11 protein-coding genes are annotated in these 19,821 nt (G+C 74.9%); 5 read left to right on the forward strand and 6 right to left on the reverse strand.

The genetic code is table 11. From position 1 onward, the window contains the following. Window positions 1-97: 97 nt before the first annotated feature. From ACFYOU_RS03620 to ACFYOU_RS03640, 5 genes are all read right to left on the reverse strand, one after another. Complete coding sequence (locus ACFYOU_RS03620) at window positions 98-1,288, reverse strand: ADP-ribosylglycohydrolase family protein (RefSeq protein WP_391303249.1); 1,191 nt, start codon at window positions 1,286-1,288, stop codon at window positions 98-100. 112 nt (window positions 1,289-1,400) lie between these two features. After that, a complete protein-coding gene (locus ACFYOU_RS03625) occupies window positions 1,401-3,581 on the reverse strand; it encodes an ABC transporter substrate-binding protein (protein ID WP_391303251.1) in 2,181 nt (726 codons plus the stop codon). A gap of 52 nt (window positions 3,582-3,633) precedes the next feature. After that, a complete protein-coding gene (locus tag ACFYOU_RS03630; protein WP_391303253.1) occupies window positions 3,634-5,994 on the reverse strand; it encodes an ABC transporter substrate-binding protein in 2,361 nt (786 codons plus the stop codon). Beyond that, entirely contained in the window at window positions 5,991-6,824 is an 834-nt protein-coding gene (locus ACFYOU_RS03635) for a hypothetical protein (protein ID WP_391303778.1), read from the reverse strand. Before ACFYOU_RS03635 ends, ACFYOU_RS03630 begins: the two co-directional genes overlap by 4 nt. Window positions 6,825-7,001: 177 nt before the next feature. Beyond that, window positions 7,002-7,223, reverse strand: coding sequence for a hypothetical protein (locus tag ACFYOU_RS03640; RefSeq protein WP_391303255.1), 222 nt, complete (start codon window positions 7,221-7,223; stop codon window positions 7,002-7,004). A gap of 227 nt (window positions 7,224-7,450) precedes the next feature. On the opposite strand from ACFYOU_RS03640, the gene ACFYOU_RS03645 reads away from it, so the two are divergent. Continuing rightward, window positions 7,451-10,096 (forward strand): bifunctional FO biosynthesis protein CofGH, encoded by a 2,646-nt coding sequence (locus tag ACFYOU_RS03645; protein ID WP_391303257.1) that lies wholly within the window; start codon window positions 7,451-7,453, stop codon window positions 10,094-10,096. A gap of 132 nt (window positions 10,097-10,228) precedes the next feature. Further along, window positions 10,229-10,681 carry an iron chaperone gene (locus ACFYOU_RS03650; protein ID WP_391303259.1) on the forward strand — a complete coding sequence of 151 codons (453 nt, stop codon included), beginning with the start codon at window positions 10,229-10,231 and terminating at the stop codon, window positions 10,679-10,681. Window positions 10,682-10,723: 42 nt separating this feature from the next. On the opposite strand, the gene ACFYOU_RS03655 is transcribed toward ACFYOU_RS03650, so the two are convergent. Beyond that, entirely contained in the window at window positions 10,724-12,298 is a 1,575-nt protein-coding gene (locus ACFYOU_RS03655) for an amino acid permease (protein ID WP_391303261.1), read from the reverse strand. Window positions 12,299-12,636: 338 nt separating this feature from the next. Here ACFYOU_RS03655 and ACFYOU_RS03660 point away from each other — a divergent pair, with 338 nt between their 5' ends. The 3 genes from ACFYOU_RS03660 to ACFYOU_RS03670 all read left to right on the forward strand — a co-directional run bounded on the left by ACFYOU_RS03660 (window position 12,637) and on the right by ACFYOU_RS03670 (window position 19,672). Continuing rightward, complete coding sequence (locus ACFYOU_RS03660) at window positions 12,637-12,825, forward strand: hypothetical protein (protein WP_385493981.1); 189 nt, start codon at window positions 12,637-12,639, stop codon at window positions 12,823-12,825. A gap of 222 nt (window positions 12,826-13,047) precedes the next feature. Further along, window positions 13,048-15,846 (forward strand): hypothetical protein, encoded by a 2,799-nt coding sequence (locus ACFYOU_RS03665; protein WP_391303264.1) that lies wholly within the window; start codon window positions 13,048-13,050, stop codon window positions 15,844-15,846. Between the two features lie 997 nt (window positions 15,847-16,843). Then, window positions 16,844-19,672, forward strand: a complete 2,829-nt coding sequence (locus ACFYOU_RS03670; protein WP_391303779.1) for a BTAD domain-containing putative transcriptional regulator — start codon at window positions 16,844-16,846, stop codon at window positions 19,670-19,672. Window positions 19,673-19,821: the final 149 nt, after the last annotated feature.

The raw sequence follows: 19,821 nt of genomic DNA on the forward strand, positions 1-19,821 counted from the left end.
CGCGCACCGCACCGCGTACCACGTACCACCCGAAGAGCCCTCTCGACTGGCCCGCCGTCCCGGCCGAGGGGGCTCGGCTCCGTTCCGGGGGCGGCGCTCACCCCCGGGGGTAGCGCGCCAGCCAGGCCGGGGAACCGGTCGACGGACCGTGCAGGACGGGCCCCTGGGTCATCTCCATCGCGAAGTCGTCGGCGAGGGCGAGCACCGTGGGCCGCCCCTCCAACTCGGCGATCCAGGCCGGGGGCAACGCCGTCTCCCCGTGCAGGGCGCCGAGCAGCGCACCAGTCAGCGCGCCCGTCCCGGCGGAGTCCCCGCCGTGGTTGACGGCGAGCGTCAGTCCGTGCCGGACGTCCTGTCCGACCAGGGCGCAGTACACGGCCACGGCCAGCGCACCGGCGGCCTCAGCGCCGCCCTTGCGGTCGGCCCCGCCCCAGCCGTCTCCGCCGTCACCACCTTCGCCTTCGTCGCCGCCGTCCCCGTCGCCGTGGAGCAGGTCCTCGACCCGGTCCGCGGACGGCGGGCCCTGCCGCACCGCGTCCAACGCCCTTTCCAGGCCCGCGCTCACGCCCTCGTGCCCCTCCCGCGCGCCGATCAGCGACAGCGCCTCGCGCACCGCCCCGTCCGGGCTCCCGCCGCGCGCCAACCCGTGCACGATCACCGCGTACGCGCCGGCCGCGAGGTACCCCTCGGGGTGGCCGTGGGTCTGCGCACCGCACTCCACGGCCAGTTGGGCCACGAGGTCCGGCTCCCAGCCCACCAGCAGCCCGAAGGGCGCCGACCGGACGGCGGCCTCGCAGCCGCGCTCCTGTGGGTTCTTCGGCGCGTCGAGGGTGCCCATCGAGGCGTCGCCGAAGCCGACGAGCAGGGAGCGGGCCGGGTCGCGCCGCGTGTACAGCCACTCCTCGCGGGCGAGCCAACCGTCGTCCTCGCGGCGCTCGTCGGGGCCCCAGTCCCATTGGGTCGCCGCCCAGCGCCGGTAGGCCCGGTGCAGGTCGGTCGGCGGGTGCCAGGCGCCGGTGTCGCGCCGCACCTGGGCCCGGATCAGTCCGTCGACGGTGAAGAGGGCGAGTTGGGTGGCGGCGGTGACCGCGCCGCGCCGCCCGTGGGCCGGGGCGAGGTCGGTCAACCCCGGGTCGCCGTACGCGTCGCGGATGCCGTCGCGGTCGAGTGCCGCCACGGGTGCCCCCAGCGCGTCCCCGACGGCGAGGCCGAGGAGCGTGCCCCTGACCCGGCTGCGGAAGTCCTGCTGTTCGGCCCGCCCCCACACCGTGGTGGCCGCTGCGCTCACCGGACCTCCCCCTCACTGCCCTCGCCGAGCGGCTGGCTCGCAGCACTGTAATGGACACGGTCAGTACGAGTGGAGTCTCCCGGTCCGCCGCCCGCGTGCCGGTGGACCGGGTTCACCGGGCCCGGTCCACGGCCTTGCGGTCCACCTCCAGGAAGGGGCCCAGGTAGCGGGCGCGGCCGTCGCGGACGAGCCAGAGGAACATGCCGTCGTTCTGGACGACGGTGTCCTCCCCCTCGACGAAGCGGTACCGGCGGGTGATTCCCCGGTACGGGTCACCGCGCAGGTGTCGGCGCAGGGCGACCCGATCGGGGGTGTCCAGGGCGTCGAGGCCGCGGGCGACGAGGCCCACCGCGTCGTACGCCTCGGCGGTGCCCGGCGGGAGGGCGCCGGTGCCGTGCTCCTCGCGGTAGACGCGGACGAAGCCGGCCGCCCGGGGCAGCCGCTCCGGGTCGACGAACGTCGAGCCGATCGCCCACCCCTCGGCCGCGCCGCCCGCGGCGGTCAGGAACTCCGCGGTGCCGGCGGGTTGGGTGAGGACCCGTCCGCCGGTGAACCCGGCGGCCCGCAGCGCCCGGGCGCACAGGGCGGCACGGCGCGGTGAGGTCCCGCAGTAGACGACGCCCTGCGCGCCGGTCGCGAGGGCGTCGGCCACCGCCGGGGCGAAGTCGTCGGAGTCCGCTCCCACGGTGTGCACGGACGCCGTCCCCCGGGACGGTGGTATCTCGCGCAGCGCCTTGACCAGGACGTAACTGTTGTCCTCGTCCTCGCGGTCGTCGATCAGCGCGGTGCGCCGGGCGGGCCGTACGTGGGTGAGCCACTGCACGACGGGCGCGGCGAGCGCCGTCGTGTAGGGGCGGAGGGTGAAGACCGCGGTGTCCGGGAGTTTTTGGAGGTCGACGTGGCCGGCCCAGACGGTGAGCATCGGCAGCCCCGCCTTCGCGTACAGCCCGGACGCCGCGAGGGCGGTGGTGTCACCGGTGGGGCCCAGGACCGCGTACACCGCGGGGTCGTCGACGAAGCGTCGGGCCACCGCGCGGGAGCGGTCCGGGTCCCCGCCGTCGTCCCGGGGGACGAGGCGCAGGGTGACCCGGCGGTCCGGGCGGGCGTTGTGGGCGGCGACGGCGAGTCGGGCGCCGTGGTGTTGCGCCCGGCCGACGGCCCGGTCGGGTCCTGAGGTGTCGCCGTGCAGGCCGAGGGTGAGCAGGGGCGGGGTGCCGCGTCGTCCGGTGTCGCTGCCCGTGTCGTCACGGTCGTGGGCGAGGTAGGCCGCGGTGGCGCCGCCGGCCGCGAGCACCCCGGCCGCCGCGCCCAGGGACAGGAAGCGCCGCCGGCCCGGTGGAGGCGGCGCGACGGGCGGCTCGGTGGCCGGACGCTGCGGTTCGGGTTCGGGTTCGGGCAGGTCGAGGACCCGGGCGGAGCGTTCGGCGATCAGGGCGGGCAGGTCCGGCGGCAGCCAGTCGTCGTCGCCGGGGGCGCCCGCGACCGGGGGCACCGGGCCCAGTTCGGCGGCGAGGGCCGCTGCGGTGGGGCGGCCCGCCGGGTCCTTGCTGAGGCAGCGTTCCAGGAGTGCGCGCCAGGGCCCGTCGACGCCGGTGAGGTCCGCGGGCTCCTGCACGGCGCGGACCAGGACGGCGAGGGCCGCGCCGGTGCCGAACGGGCGGCGGCCGGTGGTGGCGTGGGCGAGTACGCAGCCCAGGGCGAACACGTCGCTGGGCGGGCCCACTTCGCCGGTGCCCATCCGGGCCTGTTCGGGCGCCAGGTACCCGGGGGTGCCGATCACCGCGTCGGGGGCGGTGAGCGCGGTGGCGCCGAGGGAGCGGGCGATGCCGAAGTCGATGAGTCGGGGGCCGTCCAAGGCCAGCAGGACGTTGCCGGGTTTGACGTCCCGGTGGACCAGGCCCACCGCGTGCACCTCCGCGAGCGCCAGCGCCAGCCGCGCGCCGAGCCCCCGCACGCTGCGGTACGGGAACGGGCCGCGTTCGGCGAGGGCTTCGGCGAGCGAGGGGCCGGGCACGAAGGCGGTGGCGAGCCAGGGTTCGCGGGCGTCGGGGTCCGCGGCGGTCACCGGGACGACGAAGCGACCGCGCAGCAGTCGGGCGCTGTCGGCCTCGCGGCGGAAGCGGCTCCGGAACGCGGGGTCCGCGGCGTACTCGGCGCGGATCACCTTGAGGGCGGCCAGGGCGCCGCCCGGGGAGCGGGCGAGGTACACCACGCCCATGCCGCCGGCGCCGAGCCTGGCCAGGAGCCGGTGTCCGCCGATGGACCGGGGGTCGGTCCCCTTCAGTGCGCGCATGGCCGTTCCCTGCTCCCTTTCCGTAGCCGCTGGTCCGTCGTCGCGAGTCGCCCTAGGACCCCGGTGGTAGGGCCGGGGCGGGGCCGACGTAGCGGAAGGCGCCGTCGCGCACCTCGTGGAGGTAGACGCCGTCGGCGGCGTTGTACTCGCCCCGGTCCGCGGTGAACAGCAGAGGTCGGGCGAGGCCCTGGTACTTGGCCCGGCGCAACGGCTGCATCAGTGCGCGCGGTTCGGGTCGCGTCCCGCTGTCGGCGGTGCGCTCCAACTCGCGGATCACCAGCTTCACCGCGTCGTACGTCTCCACGGCCCACAGGCCCGGGGCGGAACCGAACCGCTTGCGGTGGGCGGCGGCGAAGGTGCGGACCCGGGGGTCCTCGGGGCCGATCGCGGCGGTGGTGACCCGCCAGCCCTCGGCGGCGGGCCCGGCGACGCGGAGGAACTCCGGGTCGAGCGCCGGTTCCGCGGCGTAGCGGGGGCCGCGGAAGCGTCGGTCGGCGAGGGTCCGGGCGAAGCGGGCCGCCCCGACGGCCGGGCCGCAGTACAGGAACGCGTCGACGCCCGCGTCCAGCAGGTCGTCGACAACCGGGCCGAAGCCGTCGCCGAGGGAGGCCGGGACGACCCGTGGGCGGGCGGGGCGGCCCAGTTGACGGAAGGTGAAGGCGGACATCGTGGAGTACATCCACGCCACCGTCTCGTCGCTGCGGTCCTCCACGAGGCCGGGTCGGCGGGGCGCCGGGTCGGAGCCCAGCAGCGCGTACACGGCCCGGATCGCGGCGTAGGAGTGGGTGGGGCGGGCCCGCAGGAACATGCGGGACTGTTGTTGGGCGGGCGCGGTCCGGCCGCCCACGACCATCACCACGGGGACCAGGGCGCCCTCGTAGACGGGCAGCGCGGCGTCCGAGGTGTGGTCGGTGCTGGAGGCGATGACGGCGAGCACGTCCCGGTCCTCGGCGAGCCGCCGGGCCGCCGCTGCCGACCGGTCGGGGCGGCCCGCGTCGTCGCTGGTCCTCAGCGTGAGTTCGAAGGACGTGAGCCGCCGGGCGTTGTACTCCTCCACGGCGAGCCGGGCGGCGCGTTCCTGGGCGCGTCCGATCGCGGCGGCGGGTCCCGTCAGGGCGCCCTGGAGGCCGATCGTCCAGCGGCGGGCGGCGGGCCCGCCGCCGCCCCCGGGTCGCAGGGCCCAGGCGCCCGCCGCGCCGCCCGCGGCGAGGACGGCGCCGCCGGCGGCGAACAGCAGGAGCCGGCGCCGGGCCGGCGGGGCGGAAGCGGGGGCGGGGGTCGGGTCGGCGAGGGTGGGTTCGACGTCGGGCAGGGCGAGCATCGCCGCCGACCGGTCGGCGATCATGCGGACCACCGGGGGCGGCAGCCAGTCGGCGGTGCCGCGCGGTACGTCCTCGGCGAGGGCGGCCTCGATCCGGGCCGCGGTGGGCCGTTCGGCGGGGTCCTTGGCGAGGCAGCGGCGGAGCAGGGCGAGCAGTTCGGTGGCCGGGGTGGCGCGGGGTGCGGGGCCCTCCGGCGGGCGGGCGGCGTCCCGGGGGGCGTCTGCGGGGGTGTCTACGGGGGTGTCTGCGGGGGTTTGTTGGGGGTGGGGCGCTGCGCCGGAGCGGAAGGCGAGCCGCGGGTCCGGGGGGCTCTGGCCGGGCGCGGTCCGCCCGGTGGCCTCGGGTGCTGCTCCGGCGGCCGGGGCGGGCGCCGCATCGGCGATGCCCGCGAGGTCGGGTTCGTCGTGGACGGTGCGGTACAGCAGGGCGTCGGCGGTGCCGTAGCCGAACGGGGGGCGTCCGGTGGCGGCGTAGGCGAGCAGGCAGCCGAGCGAGAAGACGTCGGAGGCGGGGCCGAGTTCACCGCCGTCGGCGCGGGCCTGTTCGGGGGCGAGGAAGCCGGGCGTGCCGATCACCAGGTCGGCGGAGGTGAGCGCGGTGTCGTCCAGGGAGCGGGCGATGCCGAAGTCGATCAGCCGGGGCCCGTCGACGGCGAGGAGGACGTTCCCGGGCTTGACGTCCCGGTGGACCAGGCCGGCCGCGTGCACCGCGGCGAGTGCGGCGGCCAGGCTCTTGGCGAGGAGCCGCACGCTGCCCGCGGGCAGCGGACCGCAGGCCGTGACGGCTTCCTGGAGTGCGGGGCCGGCCACGAACGCGGTGGCCAGCCAGGGCTGTTCCGCGTCGAGGTCGGCGTCGGTCACGGGCACGGCCCAGGGGCTGTCGACCCGGCGGGCGGCGTCGGCCTCGCGGCGGAACCGGGCGCGGAAGTCCTCGTCGTCGGCGTGTTCGGCCTGGATGACCTTGACGGCGGCGAGGGCTCCGGACGCGGCGCGGGCGAGGTAGACGACGCCCATGCCGCCGGCGCCGAGCCGGGCGAGCAGTCGGTGGCCGCCGAGGGCGGACGGGTCGTGGGGCAGCAGCGGCTCGGTCACTTTTCTGCTCCCAGGGCCTCGCGGACGCGCTTCTTCATGAAGGTCAGGGCCTCGGCGGCGGACCGGTTGAGTTGCAGGCTGGTGAAGCCCTTGCCGCCCTTGACGACCACGGCGAGGGTGACGGGGCCGAGCCGGGCCTGGTGCCAGGCGTAGTAGGTCGCTTTGCCGCCGATGCGTTCGTCGATGAACTTGCCGGCTTCCATGAGGGCGTCGTCGGAGGTGAGGTTGCCGCCCTCGCCGTAGGCGGAGCCCAGTGACATCAGGCCGGTGACGCGTTCGGCGCCGCCGAGCCGCTGGTCGGGGCAGCGCAGGGCCTCTTCGAGGGTGCCGGCCATCTCCCAGTCGGCGCTGGACTCGGTGCGGTGCACGGTCACCGTCGAGGACATCCGGACCGGTCCCTTGCCGCCGGCGGCGGGCAGTCGGCTGCGTCGGGTGAAGCTCGCGAGGACGTCCGCCGGTAGTTTCCCGCGCTGCCAGACGCAGGACGCGTCCAGCACGTTCCAGTCGCGCGGGGAGCTCTCGTAGGGTGCGGCCTTCTCGAAGCCCCGGCCGAACTCCTCGGGGAGGGCCGCCGCCGTCTTCGCCAGGGCCGCGGCCCCGGCGTGGTCGTCGGGTGCGCGGGCGGGGTCGACCTCGAAGTCCAGGCGGGAGGGCGTGGGGGTGGGGGCCGCGGCGGTGCCGCCGCGGGTGGTGTCCTCCTGCCCCGGGCGCGCGCCGGACGCCCGCCCGCCGCCCGGGCCCCCGTCCTCCGGTTCGCCGCCGGAGCTGCACCCGGCGGCCAGCGCCGCGCACAGTGCTGCGGCCCCGGTGGCCCTGACGACGGCCCGCATCGGTCTCACGGCACTCACCTTGTCCCCCACGTCCCTCGCACGGCGGACGCGCGGGCCCGTTCCCCCGGCCCGGCGACCGCCCGTCGGTGTCCGACCCCTGCGACGACGGGCGCGAGCGGATGGTTCCGTTCCCGGCGGCTTCGTTGCCGGGTCGTGTCGGGCGCAGGGCCCCGGTGCCTAGTGGCGGCGGTGGTGGTCGTCGCGGAAGCTCGGGGGGCGGCCGTGGACCGCGTTCGAGTGGTACGTCTGCCGGTCCGCGTGCGCCTGGGCCCGGTGCCGCTGCTCGATGAGGAGCCCGTCGGCGTTCTCGGTGGAGGTGGAGGGCCTGCGCAGCAGGACGACGACCAACCACACCACCACGGCGACCAGTACGCCGAACAGGATGCCCAGAGTCAGCACGCCCCCGCCCTCCCCGTGAACGGCCGCCCGCAGCGGGTGCGCGCTCCGGGGGAGCCGCCGGCGGGCGACGAGACGTCACTCACGCTATCCGACGCGCTCCCCCGCCGCCAGAGTCCGCCAAGTGGCCGGAACGACCCCCCGCTACCGGGCTGACGTGGGACTTCATCGGGAGCGGAGCGGGCACGGGCCCCCCTGACGCCGCCCTGCTGCGCTCGTATGCTCGCTCCATGACTGATGCCCAGACCGTGTCCGGCCCCGCAGGTTCCGACCGGCGGGGCGCCCCGGCTCCGACCGCCAATGCGATGCGCCGGGCGCTGCGGCGGGCCCGGGACGGGGTCACCCTGGACGTGGGCGAGGCGGCGGTCCTGTTGCAGGCGCGCGGCGACGATCTGACGGACCTGTCGGCGTCGGCGGCGCGGGTGCGGGACGCGGGTCTCGCGGCGGCCGGCCGGCCCGGGGTCATCACGTACTCGAAGAGCGTGTTCGTCCCGCTGACCCGGCTGTGCCGGGACAAGTGCCACTACTGCACCTTCGTGACGGTGCCCGGCAAGTTGCGGCGCGCGGGGCACGGGATGTTCATGTCCCCGGACGAGGTGCTGGACATCGCCCGGCGCGGCGCCGAACTGGGCTGCAAGGAAGCGCTGATCACCCTGGGGGACAAGCCGGAGGACCGGTGGCCCGAGGCCCGCGAGTGGCTGGCGGCGGAGGGCTACGACGACACCGTGGCGTACGTGCGCGCCATGTCGATCCGCATCCTGGAGGAGACGGGTCTGTTGCCGCACCTCAATCCGGGGGTGCTGACCTGGACGGACTTCCAGCGGCTCAAGCCGGTGGCGCCCTCGATGGGCATGATGCTGGAGACCACGGCGACCCGGCTGTGGAGCGAGCCGGGCGGCCCGCACTACGGGTCGCCCGACAAGGAACCGGCGGTCCGGCTGCGGGTGTTGGAGGACGCGGGGCGCAGTTCCGTGCCGTTCACCAGCGGGCTGCTCCTCGGCATCGGCGAGACCTACGAGGAGCGCGCCGAGTCGCTGTTCGCGCTGCGGAAGGTGGCGCGGGCGTACCAGGGCGTCCAGGAGTTGATCATCCAGAACTTCCGGGCGAAGCCGGACACGGCGATGCGGGGGATGCCCGACGCGGAATTGGACGACCTGGTGGCGACGGTCGCGGTGGCGCGGCTGGTGATGGGCCCCGCGGGCTGTGTGCAGGCCCCGCCGAACCTGGTCGACGCGGAGTACGCGCGGCTGATCGGCGCCGGGATCGACGACTGGGGCGGGGTGTCGCCGCTGACCATCGACCACGTCAACCCGGAGCGGCCGTGGCCCCGGATCGAGGAGTTGGCGCGGCACTCCGCGGCGGCGGGCTTCAGCCTGCGCGAACGCCTGTGCGTGTACCCGGAGTTCGTGCAGCGCGGGGAGCCCTGGTTGGACCCGCGGGTGGTGCCGCACGTCCGGGCGCTCGCCGATCCGGAGACCGGGTTGGCGAACCCGGACGCCCGGCCCGTCGGCTTGCCCTGGCAGGAGCCCGACGAGGGGTTCGTGGCGTCCTCGGGCCGCACCGACCTGCACCGCACCATCGACACCGAGGGCCGCACCGCGGACCGGCGGGACGACTTCGACGCCGTGTACGGGGACTGGGAGGCGTTGCGCGAGGCCGCGGCGCCCGGCATGGTGCCGTCCCGGATCGACGCGGACGTCCGGGACGCGCTGCGGACCGCCGCGGACGATCCGACGCGGCTGACCGACCCGGAGGCGCTGGCGCTGCTGCACGCCGACGGGCCGGCCCTGGACGCGCTGTGCCGGGTCGCGGACGACCTGCGCAAGTCGGTGGTCGGCGACGCGGTGACGTACGTCGTCACGCGGAACATCAACTTCACCAACGTCTGCTACACCGGCTGCCGGTTCTGCGCGTTCGCCCAGCGCCGTACGGACGCCGACGCGTACACGCTCTCGCTGGACCAGGTCGCGGACCGGGCGGCGCAGGCGTGGGAGGTGGGTGCCGTCGAGGTGTGCATGCAGGGCGGAATCCACCCCGATCTGCCGGGCACCGCGTACTTCGACATCACGCGGGCGGTGAAGGCGCGGGTCCCGGGCATCCACGTGCACGCGTTCTCGCCGATGGAGGTCGTCAACGGGGCGACCCGGACGGGCCTGTCGATCCGGGAGTGGCTGACGGCCGCCCGGGAGGCCGGCCTGGACTCGGTGCCCGGTACGGCGGCCGAGATCCTCGACGACGAGGTGCGCTGGATCCTGACGAAGGGCAAGCTGCCGACGGCCACCTGGCGGGAGGTCATCGAGACCGCGCACTCCCTGGGCATCCGTTCCTCGTCCACGATGATGTACGGGCACGTGGACCAGCCCCGGCACTGGCTGGGTCATCTGCGGACCCTGGTGGAGGTGCAGGAGCGCGCCCGGGAGAACGGCGTCGAGGGGTTCACCGAGTTCGTGACGCTGCCGTTCATCCACACCAGTGCGCCGGTGTACCTGGCGGGGATCGCCCGGCCCGGACCGACGACCCGGGACAACCGGGCGGTCACCGCGATGGCCCGGCTGCTGCTGCACCCGCACGTGAGCAACATCCAGACCAGTTGGGTGAAGCTGGGCGCCGAGGGGGCGGCGGAGATGCTGCGTTCGGGGGCGAACGACCTGGGCGGCACCCTGATGGAGGAGACCATCTCCCGGATGGCGGGTTCGAGTTACGGCTCGTACCGGTCGGTCAAGGACCTCGTCGCCATCGCGGCGGCCGCGGGCCGTCCGGCGCGACCCAGGACCACCTTGTACGGGGAGGTCCCCGAGGAGCGGCAGCGGGCCGCGGCGGCTTCGGACGGGCATCTGCCGCGGCTGTTGCCGGTGCTGCCCGCGGCGGAGGGCTGACGGTCCGCGGGGGTACCTCCACCGGCGGCCGGTCGCGTGTCGGCCCGGTGTCAGTGGGCCGGAATATGGTCCCCTCCTGTGGATCGGTCCCGCACCGCGGGACCGCCCGGGTCGAGCAGGAGGGAACGCACCATGAGCAGCACCGACGACAGCGCGGGCGAGGGTTTCACGGCCGAGGAACGGGCCGCGATGAAGGAGCACGCCCGGGAGCTGAAGACGGCCGCACGGCGCAAGTCACGCGCGGACAAGGCGGCGGCGGAGGAGCAGGACGTCCTGGCGAAGATCGCCGAGATGGACGGGGCGGACCGCGTCATGGCGGAGCGGGTGCACGCCGTGGTGAAGGCCAGCGCCCCGGTCCTCGCGCCGAAGCTCTGGTACGGGATGCCCGCGTACGCGCTGGACGGCAAGGTCGTCTGCTTCTTCCAGAGCGCGGGGAAGTTCAAGGCGCGGTACGCGACGCTCGGGTTCAGCGACCTGGCCAAGCTGGACGAGGGCGCGATGTGGGCGTCCTCGTTCGCCCTGACCGAGGTGACGGACGAGGTGGAGGCGCGGATCGCGGCGCTCGTGACGCGGGCGGTGGGCTGAGCGCGCCCGCCCGCCTGGTGGGCGGGCGCACGCCGGCCCGCGTCAGTCGGTGACCACCAGGGCCGGGGTCTGCCGGGTGAGGACCTCGCCGCGGAAGAACGCGGGGCTCCGTCGGCGCATGACCAGCATGAGGGCGAGGCCGAGGAGCAGCAGGCCGACGCCGATCACGAAGACCGAGCCGACCCCGAGGACGGCCGATCCGGAGCCGTAGGCGGGGTTCCACATGTCGATGAGGGTCTTGGTGAAGACGGCGGCGAGCAGGGTGCCGCCGAGGGCGGGGAAGACGCCCTTGAACAGCAGGTCGCGCGGGGAGTCGCGCAGCTGGGCGCGGAAGTACCAGGCGCAGGCGAACGCGGTCAGCGAGTAGTAGAAGCAGATCATCAGACCGAGCGCGTAGATGGTGTCCACCAGGACGTTCTCGCTGACCAGGGTCATGACGGTGTAGAAGGCGCCGGTCGCGATGCCCGCGGTGACGGTCGCCCGGCCGGGGGTGCGGAAGCGGGGGTGCACCCGTGCGTAGGACGGGGGCAGCGCCTCGTACGTGGACATGGCGAGGACGGTGCGGGCGACGGGGATGAACGTGGTCTGGAGGCTCGCGGCGGCCGAGGCGAGGACGGCGACGAAGAGCAGGATGCCGAGCGCACTGCCCATGACGGGACCGGCGAGCGCGGCGAAGACGTTGTCGGAGGTGTCGGGGTTGGCGAGGCCGAGCCCCGAGGTGCCCGAGCCGACGGCCATCTGCGCGGCGATGCCGGTGGCGAGGTAGGAGCCCACCAGCACGACCATGGCGACCAGGGCGGCGCGGCCGGGGGTGCGGTCGCTGTCGATCGTCTCCTCGTTCGCGGTGAGGGAGGCGTCCCAGCCCCAGTACATGAAGATCGACAGGGACAGTCCGGCGGTGAACGCGGCGAAGGACTGCACGGAGAACGGGTTCAGCCAGGACCAGGAGAAGTCGACGCCGGTCGTGAAGTCGCCGGAGCGCGCCTTCTGGAGGGCGAACACCACGAAGACGACGAGGACCACCAGCTGGAGGGCGACGAGCGCGTACTGCACGCCCTTGGTGGCGGTCATGCCCCGGTAGCTGATGGCGGTGGCGACGGCGATGAGCGCCAGGACCGTGCCGATGTGGACGGCCTTGTTGTCGTCGAGCGCGGCGACGGCCTCGCTGCCGGTGAGCTCCCCGGCGAGCAGCCAGAAGTACGAGGTGGCGACTCCGGCCAGGTTCGACAGGACGATGATCGTCGCGATGACGAGGCCCCAGCCGCACATCCAGCCCAGCCGCGGGCCGAACGCCTTGACCGTCCAGGTGAAGGAGGTGCCGCAGTCGGGGACGGCGCGGTTGAGCTCCCGGTACGCGAAGGCGACCAGCAGCATCGGCAGGAAGCCCGCGAGGAAGACGGCGGGCATCTGGAGGCCGACCTCACCGGCGGTGGACCCGAGGGTGGAGGTCAGGCAGTAGACGGGGGCGACCGTGGAGATGCCGATGACCGCGCTGCCGACCAGGCCGACGGAGTTCCCGTTCAGCCCCTTGCCCCGTACGTCCGCACCCCCGTCGGCGGGGCCCCGGGCACCGGGCTCCGCGTCTGCGGCCGGAGGCCGTGCTTCCACCTGAGTCATGGACAGGAGGGTAGGTGCTGCGGTTTTCGTTACCGGAGAGGAAAGTTCCGCTTAACTCCCCCTCCCTCGCAGGGGCTACGACCTTGTCTTGCGCGACAGAATCCGGAGTTCCCTCAGAGTTTCCATGGACCGCGCCCGGAGCGAGCCGGACATACCAAGGTCACTCTCACCGGCGTCCGCTATGCGGTAATCGTTGTCTGCCCGTTTTGTGGTGCTTTCAAATTTTCCCGCGCCCGACCCGCGACCGGGCCCGCCCCCGCGCCACGCCCGCCCCGCGCCTTGATCGCCCCTGGTCGACACCGGGTCCCGCCCGGGAGCGTCCTGCCAGACTGACCGGTGTGAACGCTCAGAAGCCGGTCCGGTGCGTCCAGTGCGGCCGCACGTGCGTGATCCTGGCCCAGGCCGCCGACCCCGAGACCCGGCTGCCCCGGTGGCGCTACACCTGCCTCGACTGCCGCATCGCCTGGTGGGTGGACCAGCACGGCGGGACCGCGCGGGACTACGAGCGCCGGCAGCCCCCGCGCTGACGGCGAGGGCGCCCGGGCACCCGCTGCGCCCCGTTCAGACCCTGCGCCCGGGTGACGGACGGCCCCCGGGCGACGCCCGGCCGTGCGAGCGGGGCCACTCGTCGGGCACCGGGCCCGCCGGTAGGCAACCGGCGGGGCCGCCCTCCGCATCCTTCGCACCGGGGGAGTTCCCGGAATCCGCCGGGGCGCCCCAGCACGACCGAGAAGCACAGGAGGATCACCTTGATCCGTGTCACGCGCAAGGGGGCCGTCACCCTGGCGGTCCTGGCGCTGGCGTCGGGGGCACCGCAACTCGCCCTGGCCGCACCGGGATCGGTGCCGCCACCCGGCTCCGTCCGGTCCGCGCCGGCCGTCGACGAGCCGGGCCGACCGCTCCCCGAAGGCTGGCGAATATCCGACGCGGACGGCGAGCGGGAGCTCGTCTGGACCGCGTCGAAGCCCATACCGATCGGTGACTCGCGCGTCGAGTTCCACGCCGGGGACGTCCGGCTGGGCGTGCCGGTCGCCTCGAAGGACCAGCGGACCTTCCGACTGAAGCTCGGCAGCGCACGGATCGGTGCCGGTGACGACCTGAAGGTGCTGGCGAGCGGGCGCCGGTTGGACGAGGCGGGGCAGCAGGCCGAGGCCCGCCGCAGGGCCGCCCCCGAACGACGCGTCGCCAACCCGCCGTTGGCGCCGGCGAACCCCGTCGACCCGGGCGTGAAGGGCCGTTACCAGACCACCAGTGGCGAGTACAGCCTCTCCTCCGTGAAGCTGCCCGACTTCCCGGCCAAGGTCGAGATGAAGGCCACCGTCGTCGGACCCAAGAACGCGACCGGCCCCCGCCCCCTCGCCCTGTTCCTGCACGGCCGCCACAGCACCTGTTACAACACGGCCGGCGACTCCAACATCGACTGGCCCTGCCCGTCCGGCTTCCGACAGATCCCCAGCTACAAGGGCTATCTGCACGACCAGAAGCTGCTGGCGTCCCAGGGCTACGTCACCGTCTCCCTCTCCGCGAACGGCATCAACGGCCAGGACGCCTACGTCGACGACGCCGGCGCCCAGGCGCGCTCGTCCCTCGTGCGTCAGCACCTGGCCCGTTGGGCGGGGTGGGCGAAGGACCCGGCCACCGCGCCCGCGGCGGTCAAGCGGCTGCCCAAGGCCGACCTGGACAAGGTCCTCCTCGTCGGGCACTCCCGCGGCGGCGAGGGCGTCAACCGCGCCGCCCTCGACACCCTGCACCAGGCACCCGCCGCCGCCGACGGCTACCGCGGACCCGTGCGCTGGAAGATCCGCGGCACCGTCCTCATCGGCCCCACCATCTTCGGCCACAACCCCGCACCCGACGTGCCCTCCCTCACCCTGCTCCCCGGCTGCGACGGAGACGTCTCCGACCTCCAGGGCCAGATCTACGCCGACGGCACCCGCGGCACCAGCCGCGGCAAGGCACTCCAGGCGGTCGCCTACGTCATCGGGGCCAACCACAACTTCTTCAACACCGAGTGGACCCCCGGTCAGGCCGTCGCACCCGCCTGGGACGACTGGGGCGGCGAGGGCAACGCCTACTGCGACGCCGGTACGGCCGCCCGGTTGAAGGCGACCCAGCAGCAGAAGGCCGGGTCGACGTACATCGCCGCCGCGGCGCGGCTGTTCGTCGCCGGTGACGACAAGGTCCGCCCCCTGCTGGACGGTTCGCACCGCAGCGCACCCTCGGCCAACCCGGCGCGCGTCCTCACCCACGCGGTCGGCGCCCACCGCAAGCCCGCCGTCCTGCCCACCACCTCCACCAAGGTCACCGGCGGCAAGGTCTGCAACCAGGTCGACCACGACGAGACGAAGAGCTGCCTGCCCTGGGACGGGAAGGGGACGTCACCGCACTTCGCGTACTGGCACCTGCCCCGGGAGACGGGCCGGTACGCGGTGACGGCCGCGTGGTCCCGCGCCGGCACTCCCGTCAAGGTGACGCCGTCCCGGCCGTTCTCGGTGAAGGGCTCCGACGCCCTCGCGCTGCGCGTGATCGTGCCGCCCAACACCACCGGCACCAAGCTGGACGTCCGCATCACCGACACCAACGGCCGTCGGGCCCGACTGGGTCAGGCCACGGTGGACGGGCTGCCCGGCAACTCCATGACCTCCTCCGCCTGGGCCCGTGAGGTCCGCGTCCCGCTGCGGTCCGCGGTGCGCGCCGGGCTTGACCTCACCAAGGTCAAGTCGCTGGAGCTGGTCCCGCGCAGCACCAAGGGGAAGCTGTGGCTGATGGACGCCTGGGGCTGGCGCCCCGGCACCCCGGCCCCCGACCCGGCGAAGGACATGCCGCGCGTCGACTTCGGCCGCCTCGTCGTCAAGGAGGGGAACTCCGGCTCCCGCACCGTCCGCGTTCCGGTGCACGTCTCGGGACGGGGCAGTGGCCAGATCCGGCTGTACACCGACCCGCCCGGCCCGGCGCCGCTCGCCCCCCGCACGGTGACCGTCAAGCCGGGCACGCAACACCTGGACGTCCCCGTCACCGTGGACGGCAACACCCGTTACGGCCACGACGTGGCGCACGACGTCTTCGCCAAGGCGGTGCGGGGCGCCGTCGTCGGCAGCGACCGGGGCGGAGTGACCGTCGAGAACGACGACCCGATGCCCACGTTCACCGTGCGTCCCGTCGCGGACCGGGTGACCGAGGGGAGCCCCCTCGCCTGGCGGATGACCCTGTCCGCGCCCGCCGACAGCGAGGTGTACGGGCCGGAACTCCGCGTCCTGCCGGTGACCGGCGGCACCGAACTGTCCACCAAGGACGTCCCGGCCGACTGGCTCGCCACGCACTTCGGGGTCGGGCCCGACCCGCAACGGCCCCTGTCCCAACTGGACGGCAGCAACCTGTGGCTGTCGGTGCCCGCCGGCCGGCTGAGTGCGGACGTGGCCGTCCCGACGGTCCGCGACACCGTCACGGAAGGGCCCGAGTCGATCCGGCTCCAGCTGACCACCTATGACGAGGAGGGGATGCCGACCGCGGGGTCCGTGCTGACCGGAACGGTCACCGACGCCCCCTGATCCGCCACCCACCCGCCGCGCGGGGCCGTTCCGACGGCCCCGCGCGGCATCGCCGATCCGGTACCAAAAGGGGAGGAGTCACCCGATGTCCACCACTTTTCGGTCATGACGGATCGTCAGCCACGCGTGCGCGCCTCCCCCGCACCCGCGCGCCCCGCACGGCGTCGGCCGCGCTGACCGGGCCGACGCGCCGCACGGTCCGAGCCGTTCGGAACCGGGCGCGCCCACCGGGAACCTCCGGTGCGCGTACGGGTGTCTCCCCTGGGTACGACAGCCCGTGCGGATCCCCGTACCGGGGGGTCGCGCCCGGGCACGAGCACTGTGACGGGTGCATATCAATGCTGCCGCTTCCCGTGCGGACAAGGCACACTGACGGAACCCAGACATCGCCTCAGGCAGGACAGGTGGACGCATGGACGGAGCACCGCGAGTCCCGGATCAGCGCCGTCCGGTGGCACCCGCTCCCGGCCGGCCCGCGGTCCCCCGGATCGGCGGGGGCCGGGCGCCCGACCCCGGCGGTGCGGAGCGCACCCCGGGCGCCGTGACGGGCCCCCCAGACGGCACGAACGGCACGGACGGAGCGTCGGACAGCCCCCGCGCCGGTACCGGTACGGGTCACGGGCAGGCGCCCGGCCGGGTCGTGTCGGGCCCCCACCCCACCCCGGCCGCCGCACCCAGCACGCACCAGGCGACCAGCAGCAGCACGCCCGGCGCCGAAGCGAGCCCCCCGCCGACCGCGGGCCCCACCCGGGTGCCCCCGCCCCGCCCGACCGGACCCGGCGCCACCGGACCCGGCGCCGTCGAACCGTCCGGAGCCCCCCGACCGTCCGGCGACGACCCGGAGGCGACCACCGCGGCGGACACGGTGAGCACCGGCGCCCCGGGGGACACCACCCCGACGGCGGCCCTCACCCCCACCGCGGCCGACGGCTCCCCGGAGCTACGGTTCGGCGTCCTCGGCTCCGTACGGGCCTGGCGCGGCCCCACCCCGCTCCCGATGGGCTCGCCCCAGCAACGCGCCCTGCTCGCGGCCCTGTTGCTGCGCGACGGCCGGATGGCGACGGCGGCCCAGCTGATCGACGCACTGTGGGGCGACGATCCCCCCTCCCAGGCCCTGGCCGCCGTCCGCACCTACGCCTCCCGGCTGCGCAAGGCCCTCGGCCCCGGCGTCCTCGTCACCGAGGCCGGCGGCTACGCCATCCGGATGCCGGCCGAAGCGCTGGACCTGACGCACGCCGAGGACCTGGCCGCCGGAGCCGAGAAGGCACGCGTCGAGGGCGACCTCCAACGGGCGCGGACCCTGCTGAACCAGGCGCTCACCCAGTGGGACGGCGAGCCGCTGGCGAGCGTGCCCGGACCCTACGCGGACACCCAGCGGACCCGGTTGGAGGAACTGCGGCTCCAACTCCTGGAGACCCGGCTGGACCTGGACCTCGAACAGGGCTGCCACGCCGAGGCCGTCTCCGAACTGACCGCGCTCACCGCCGCGCACCCGCTGCGCGAACGGCTGCGGGAACTGCTGATGCTGGCGCTGTACCGCAGCGGCCGCCAGGCGGAGGCGCTGGCCGTGTACGCGGACACCCGACGGCTGCTCGCCGATGAGCTGGGCGTCGATCCGCGGCCCGGCCTCAGCGAACTGCAACAGGGCATCCTGCGCGCCGACCCGGCGCTCGCCGAACCCGTGACGGCCACGCCCGAACCGGTCGCCGCACCCGTCCGACCTGCGCAACTCCCCGCCACCGTACCCGATTTCACCGGTCGCGCGGCCTTCGTCTCGGAGCTGAGCGACGTGCTGGCCACCGCCGAGGGGCGGGTGATGGCGGTCTCCGCGGTCGCGGGCATCGGCGGGGTCGGCAAGACGACCCTCGCGGTGCACGTCGCCCACGCCTCACGGACCCGTTTCCCGGACGGCCAGCTGTACGTCGACCTCCAGGGCGCCGGCCCCCGGTCCGCCGAACCCGAGGCGGTGCTCGGGGCGTTCCTGCGGGCCCTGGGCACCCCGGACCCGTCGATCCCCGAGACCCTGGAGGAGCGCGCCGCGCTGTACCGGACGCTGCTCGACGGGCGGCGCGTCCTCGTCCTGCTCGACAACGCCCGGGACGCGGCCCAGGTGCGGCCCCTGCTGCCCGGCACCGAGGGGTGCGCGACGCTCGTCACGTCCCGGGTGCGGATGGTGGACCTCGCGGGCGCCCACCTGGTGGACCTCGACGTGATGTCCCCCGAGGAGGCCATGCAGCTGTTCACCCGGATCGTCGGCGAGGAGCGCGTCGGCTCCGAACGGGACGCCGCGCTCGACGTGGTCGCCGCGTGCGGGTTCCTGCCGCTGGCCATCCGGATCGCCGCGTCCCGGCTGGCCGCCCGCCGCACCTGGACGGTGTCCACCCTCGCCGCCAAGCTCGCCGACGAGCGCCGCCGGCTGGACGAACTCCAGGCCGGGGACCTCGCGGTGAAGGCGACCTTCGAACTGGGCTACGGGCAGTTGGAGCCCGCGCAGGCCCGCGCGTTCCGGCTGCTCGGCATCGCCGACGGCCCCGACGTCTCCCTCGCCGCGGCGGCGGCGGCGCTCGACCTGTGCGAGGACGACACCGAGGAACTCCTCGAAGCGCTGGTCGACACCTCGCTGCTGGAGTCGGCGGCGCCCGGCCGCTACCGCTTCCACGACCTGCTGCGGCTGTACGCGCGCTCCTGCGCCGAACGCGACGAGCAGCCGCCCGCCGAACGCACCGCCGCCCTCACCCGGCTCCTCGACTTCTACCTCGCCACGGCGGCCGGCGTGTACGCCCTGGAACGGCCCGGGGACCGCACCGTCGACCACCTCGAACGCACCGCCCGCCCGGGCCTGTCGTTCACCGACCGGGGCACCGCGCTCGACTGGCTGTACACCGAGGCCGAATGCCTGCTGGCGGCCGTCCGGCAGGGCGAGCGGGGCGGCTCCCGGCGCAGCGCCGTCGACCTGCTGATGGCGGCGAAGGCGCTCGCCGAGACGGGGGTGTGCGCCCGTCGTTACGAGGCCGCGGCGACCGCGCTGCGGGACGCGGCGGCGCACGACGGCGACCCCCGGGTGGAGGCCCGCGCCCGGCTGACGCTGTCCCTGGTGCACAGCACCGCCGGCCGGTTCACCGCGGCCGAACAGGAGGCGCGCCGCGCCCTGGCGCTCGCCGACGCCGCCGACGACCCCTGGGTGCGCTGCAACGCGCCCAACGACCTGGGGATCATCGCCCTGTACGAGGGGCGGCACGCGGAGGGCGAACGGTACCTGGGCGACTCGATCGCGGCGTTCCGCGCGGACGGCAACCGCCCCGGGGAGGCCAGTGCCCTGTGCAACCTGTCGCGCATCCAACTCGCCGCGGGCCGCACCGAGACGGCCGTGCGGCTCGCCGAGGAGGGCGTGGCGATCTACGACCGGATCGGGCTGACGCTGCGGCTGGCGAACGGCCGCTACGCGCTGGGCATGGCCCTCACCCAGGCGGGGCGGCTCGCCGAGGCCCTGGACCAGCTCACCGAGGCGCTGGCCGTCTTCCGTGAGTCGCGGCAGCGGCTGTGGGAGGGCATGAGCCTGTTCCGGCTGGCGGAGGCCCACCTCACGGCCGGACGGCCCGCCCGGTCCGCCGCCCTCGCCGAACAGGCGTTGGTGGCGCTGCGGGAGATCGGCGGTCCCTGGCGCCGGGGCGGCGTACTGACGCTGCTGGGCCGGTCCCTGGCCCGGCTCGGGCAGTCCGACCGGGCCCGTGCCTGCTGGGCGGAGGCCCTCGCCATCTACGAGGAGTTGGGTTCGCGCGAGGCCGACGAGGTGCGGTCCCTGTTGAGCCCCGCAGCCGTGGCGTGACACCGTCCCCGGGTGCGCCCGGGAAGGAGCGGTCGTCCCCGGTGGGGATCAGGCCGGAACTCGTCTGCCCCGACCCGCAACCAGGGCGCTTCCATGATCGTCTCCTCTCCCGAGGGGGCTGCACGGGATGCACCGGGCCCGTCCGCGGA

The organism is Streptomyces sp. NPDC005955 (assembly GCF_042871255.1).
Classification (GTDB): Bacteria; Actinomycetota; Actinomycetes; order Streptomycetales; family Streptomycetaceae; genus Streptomyces.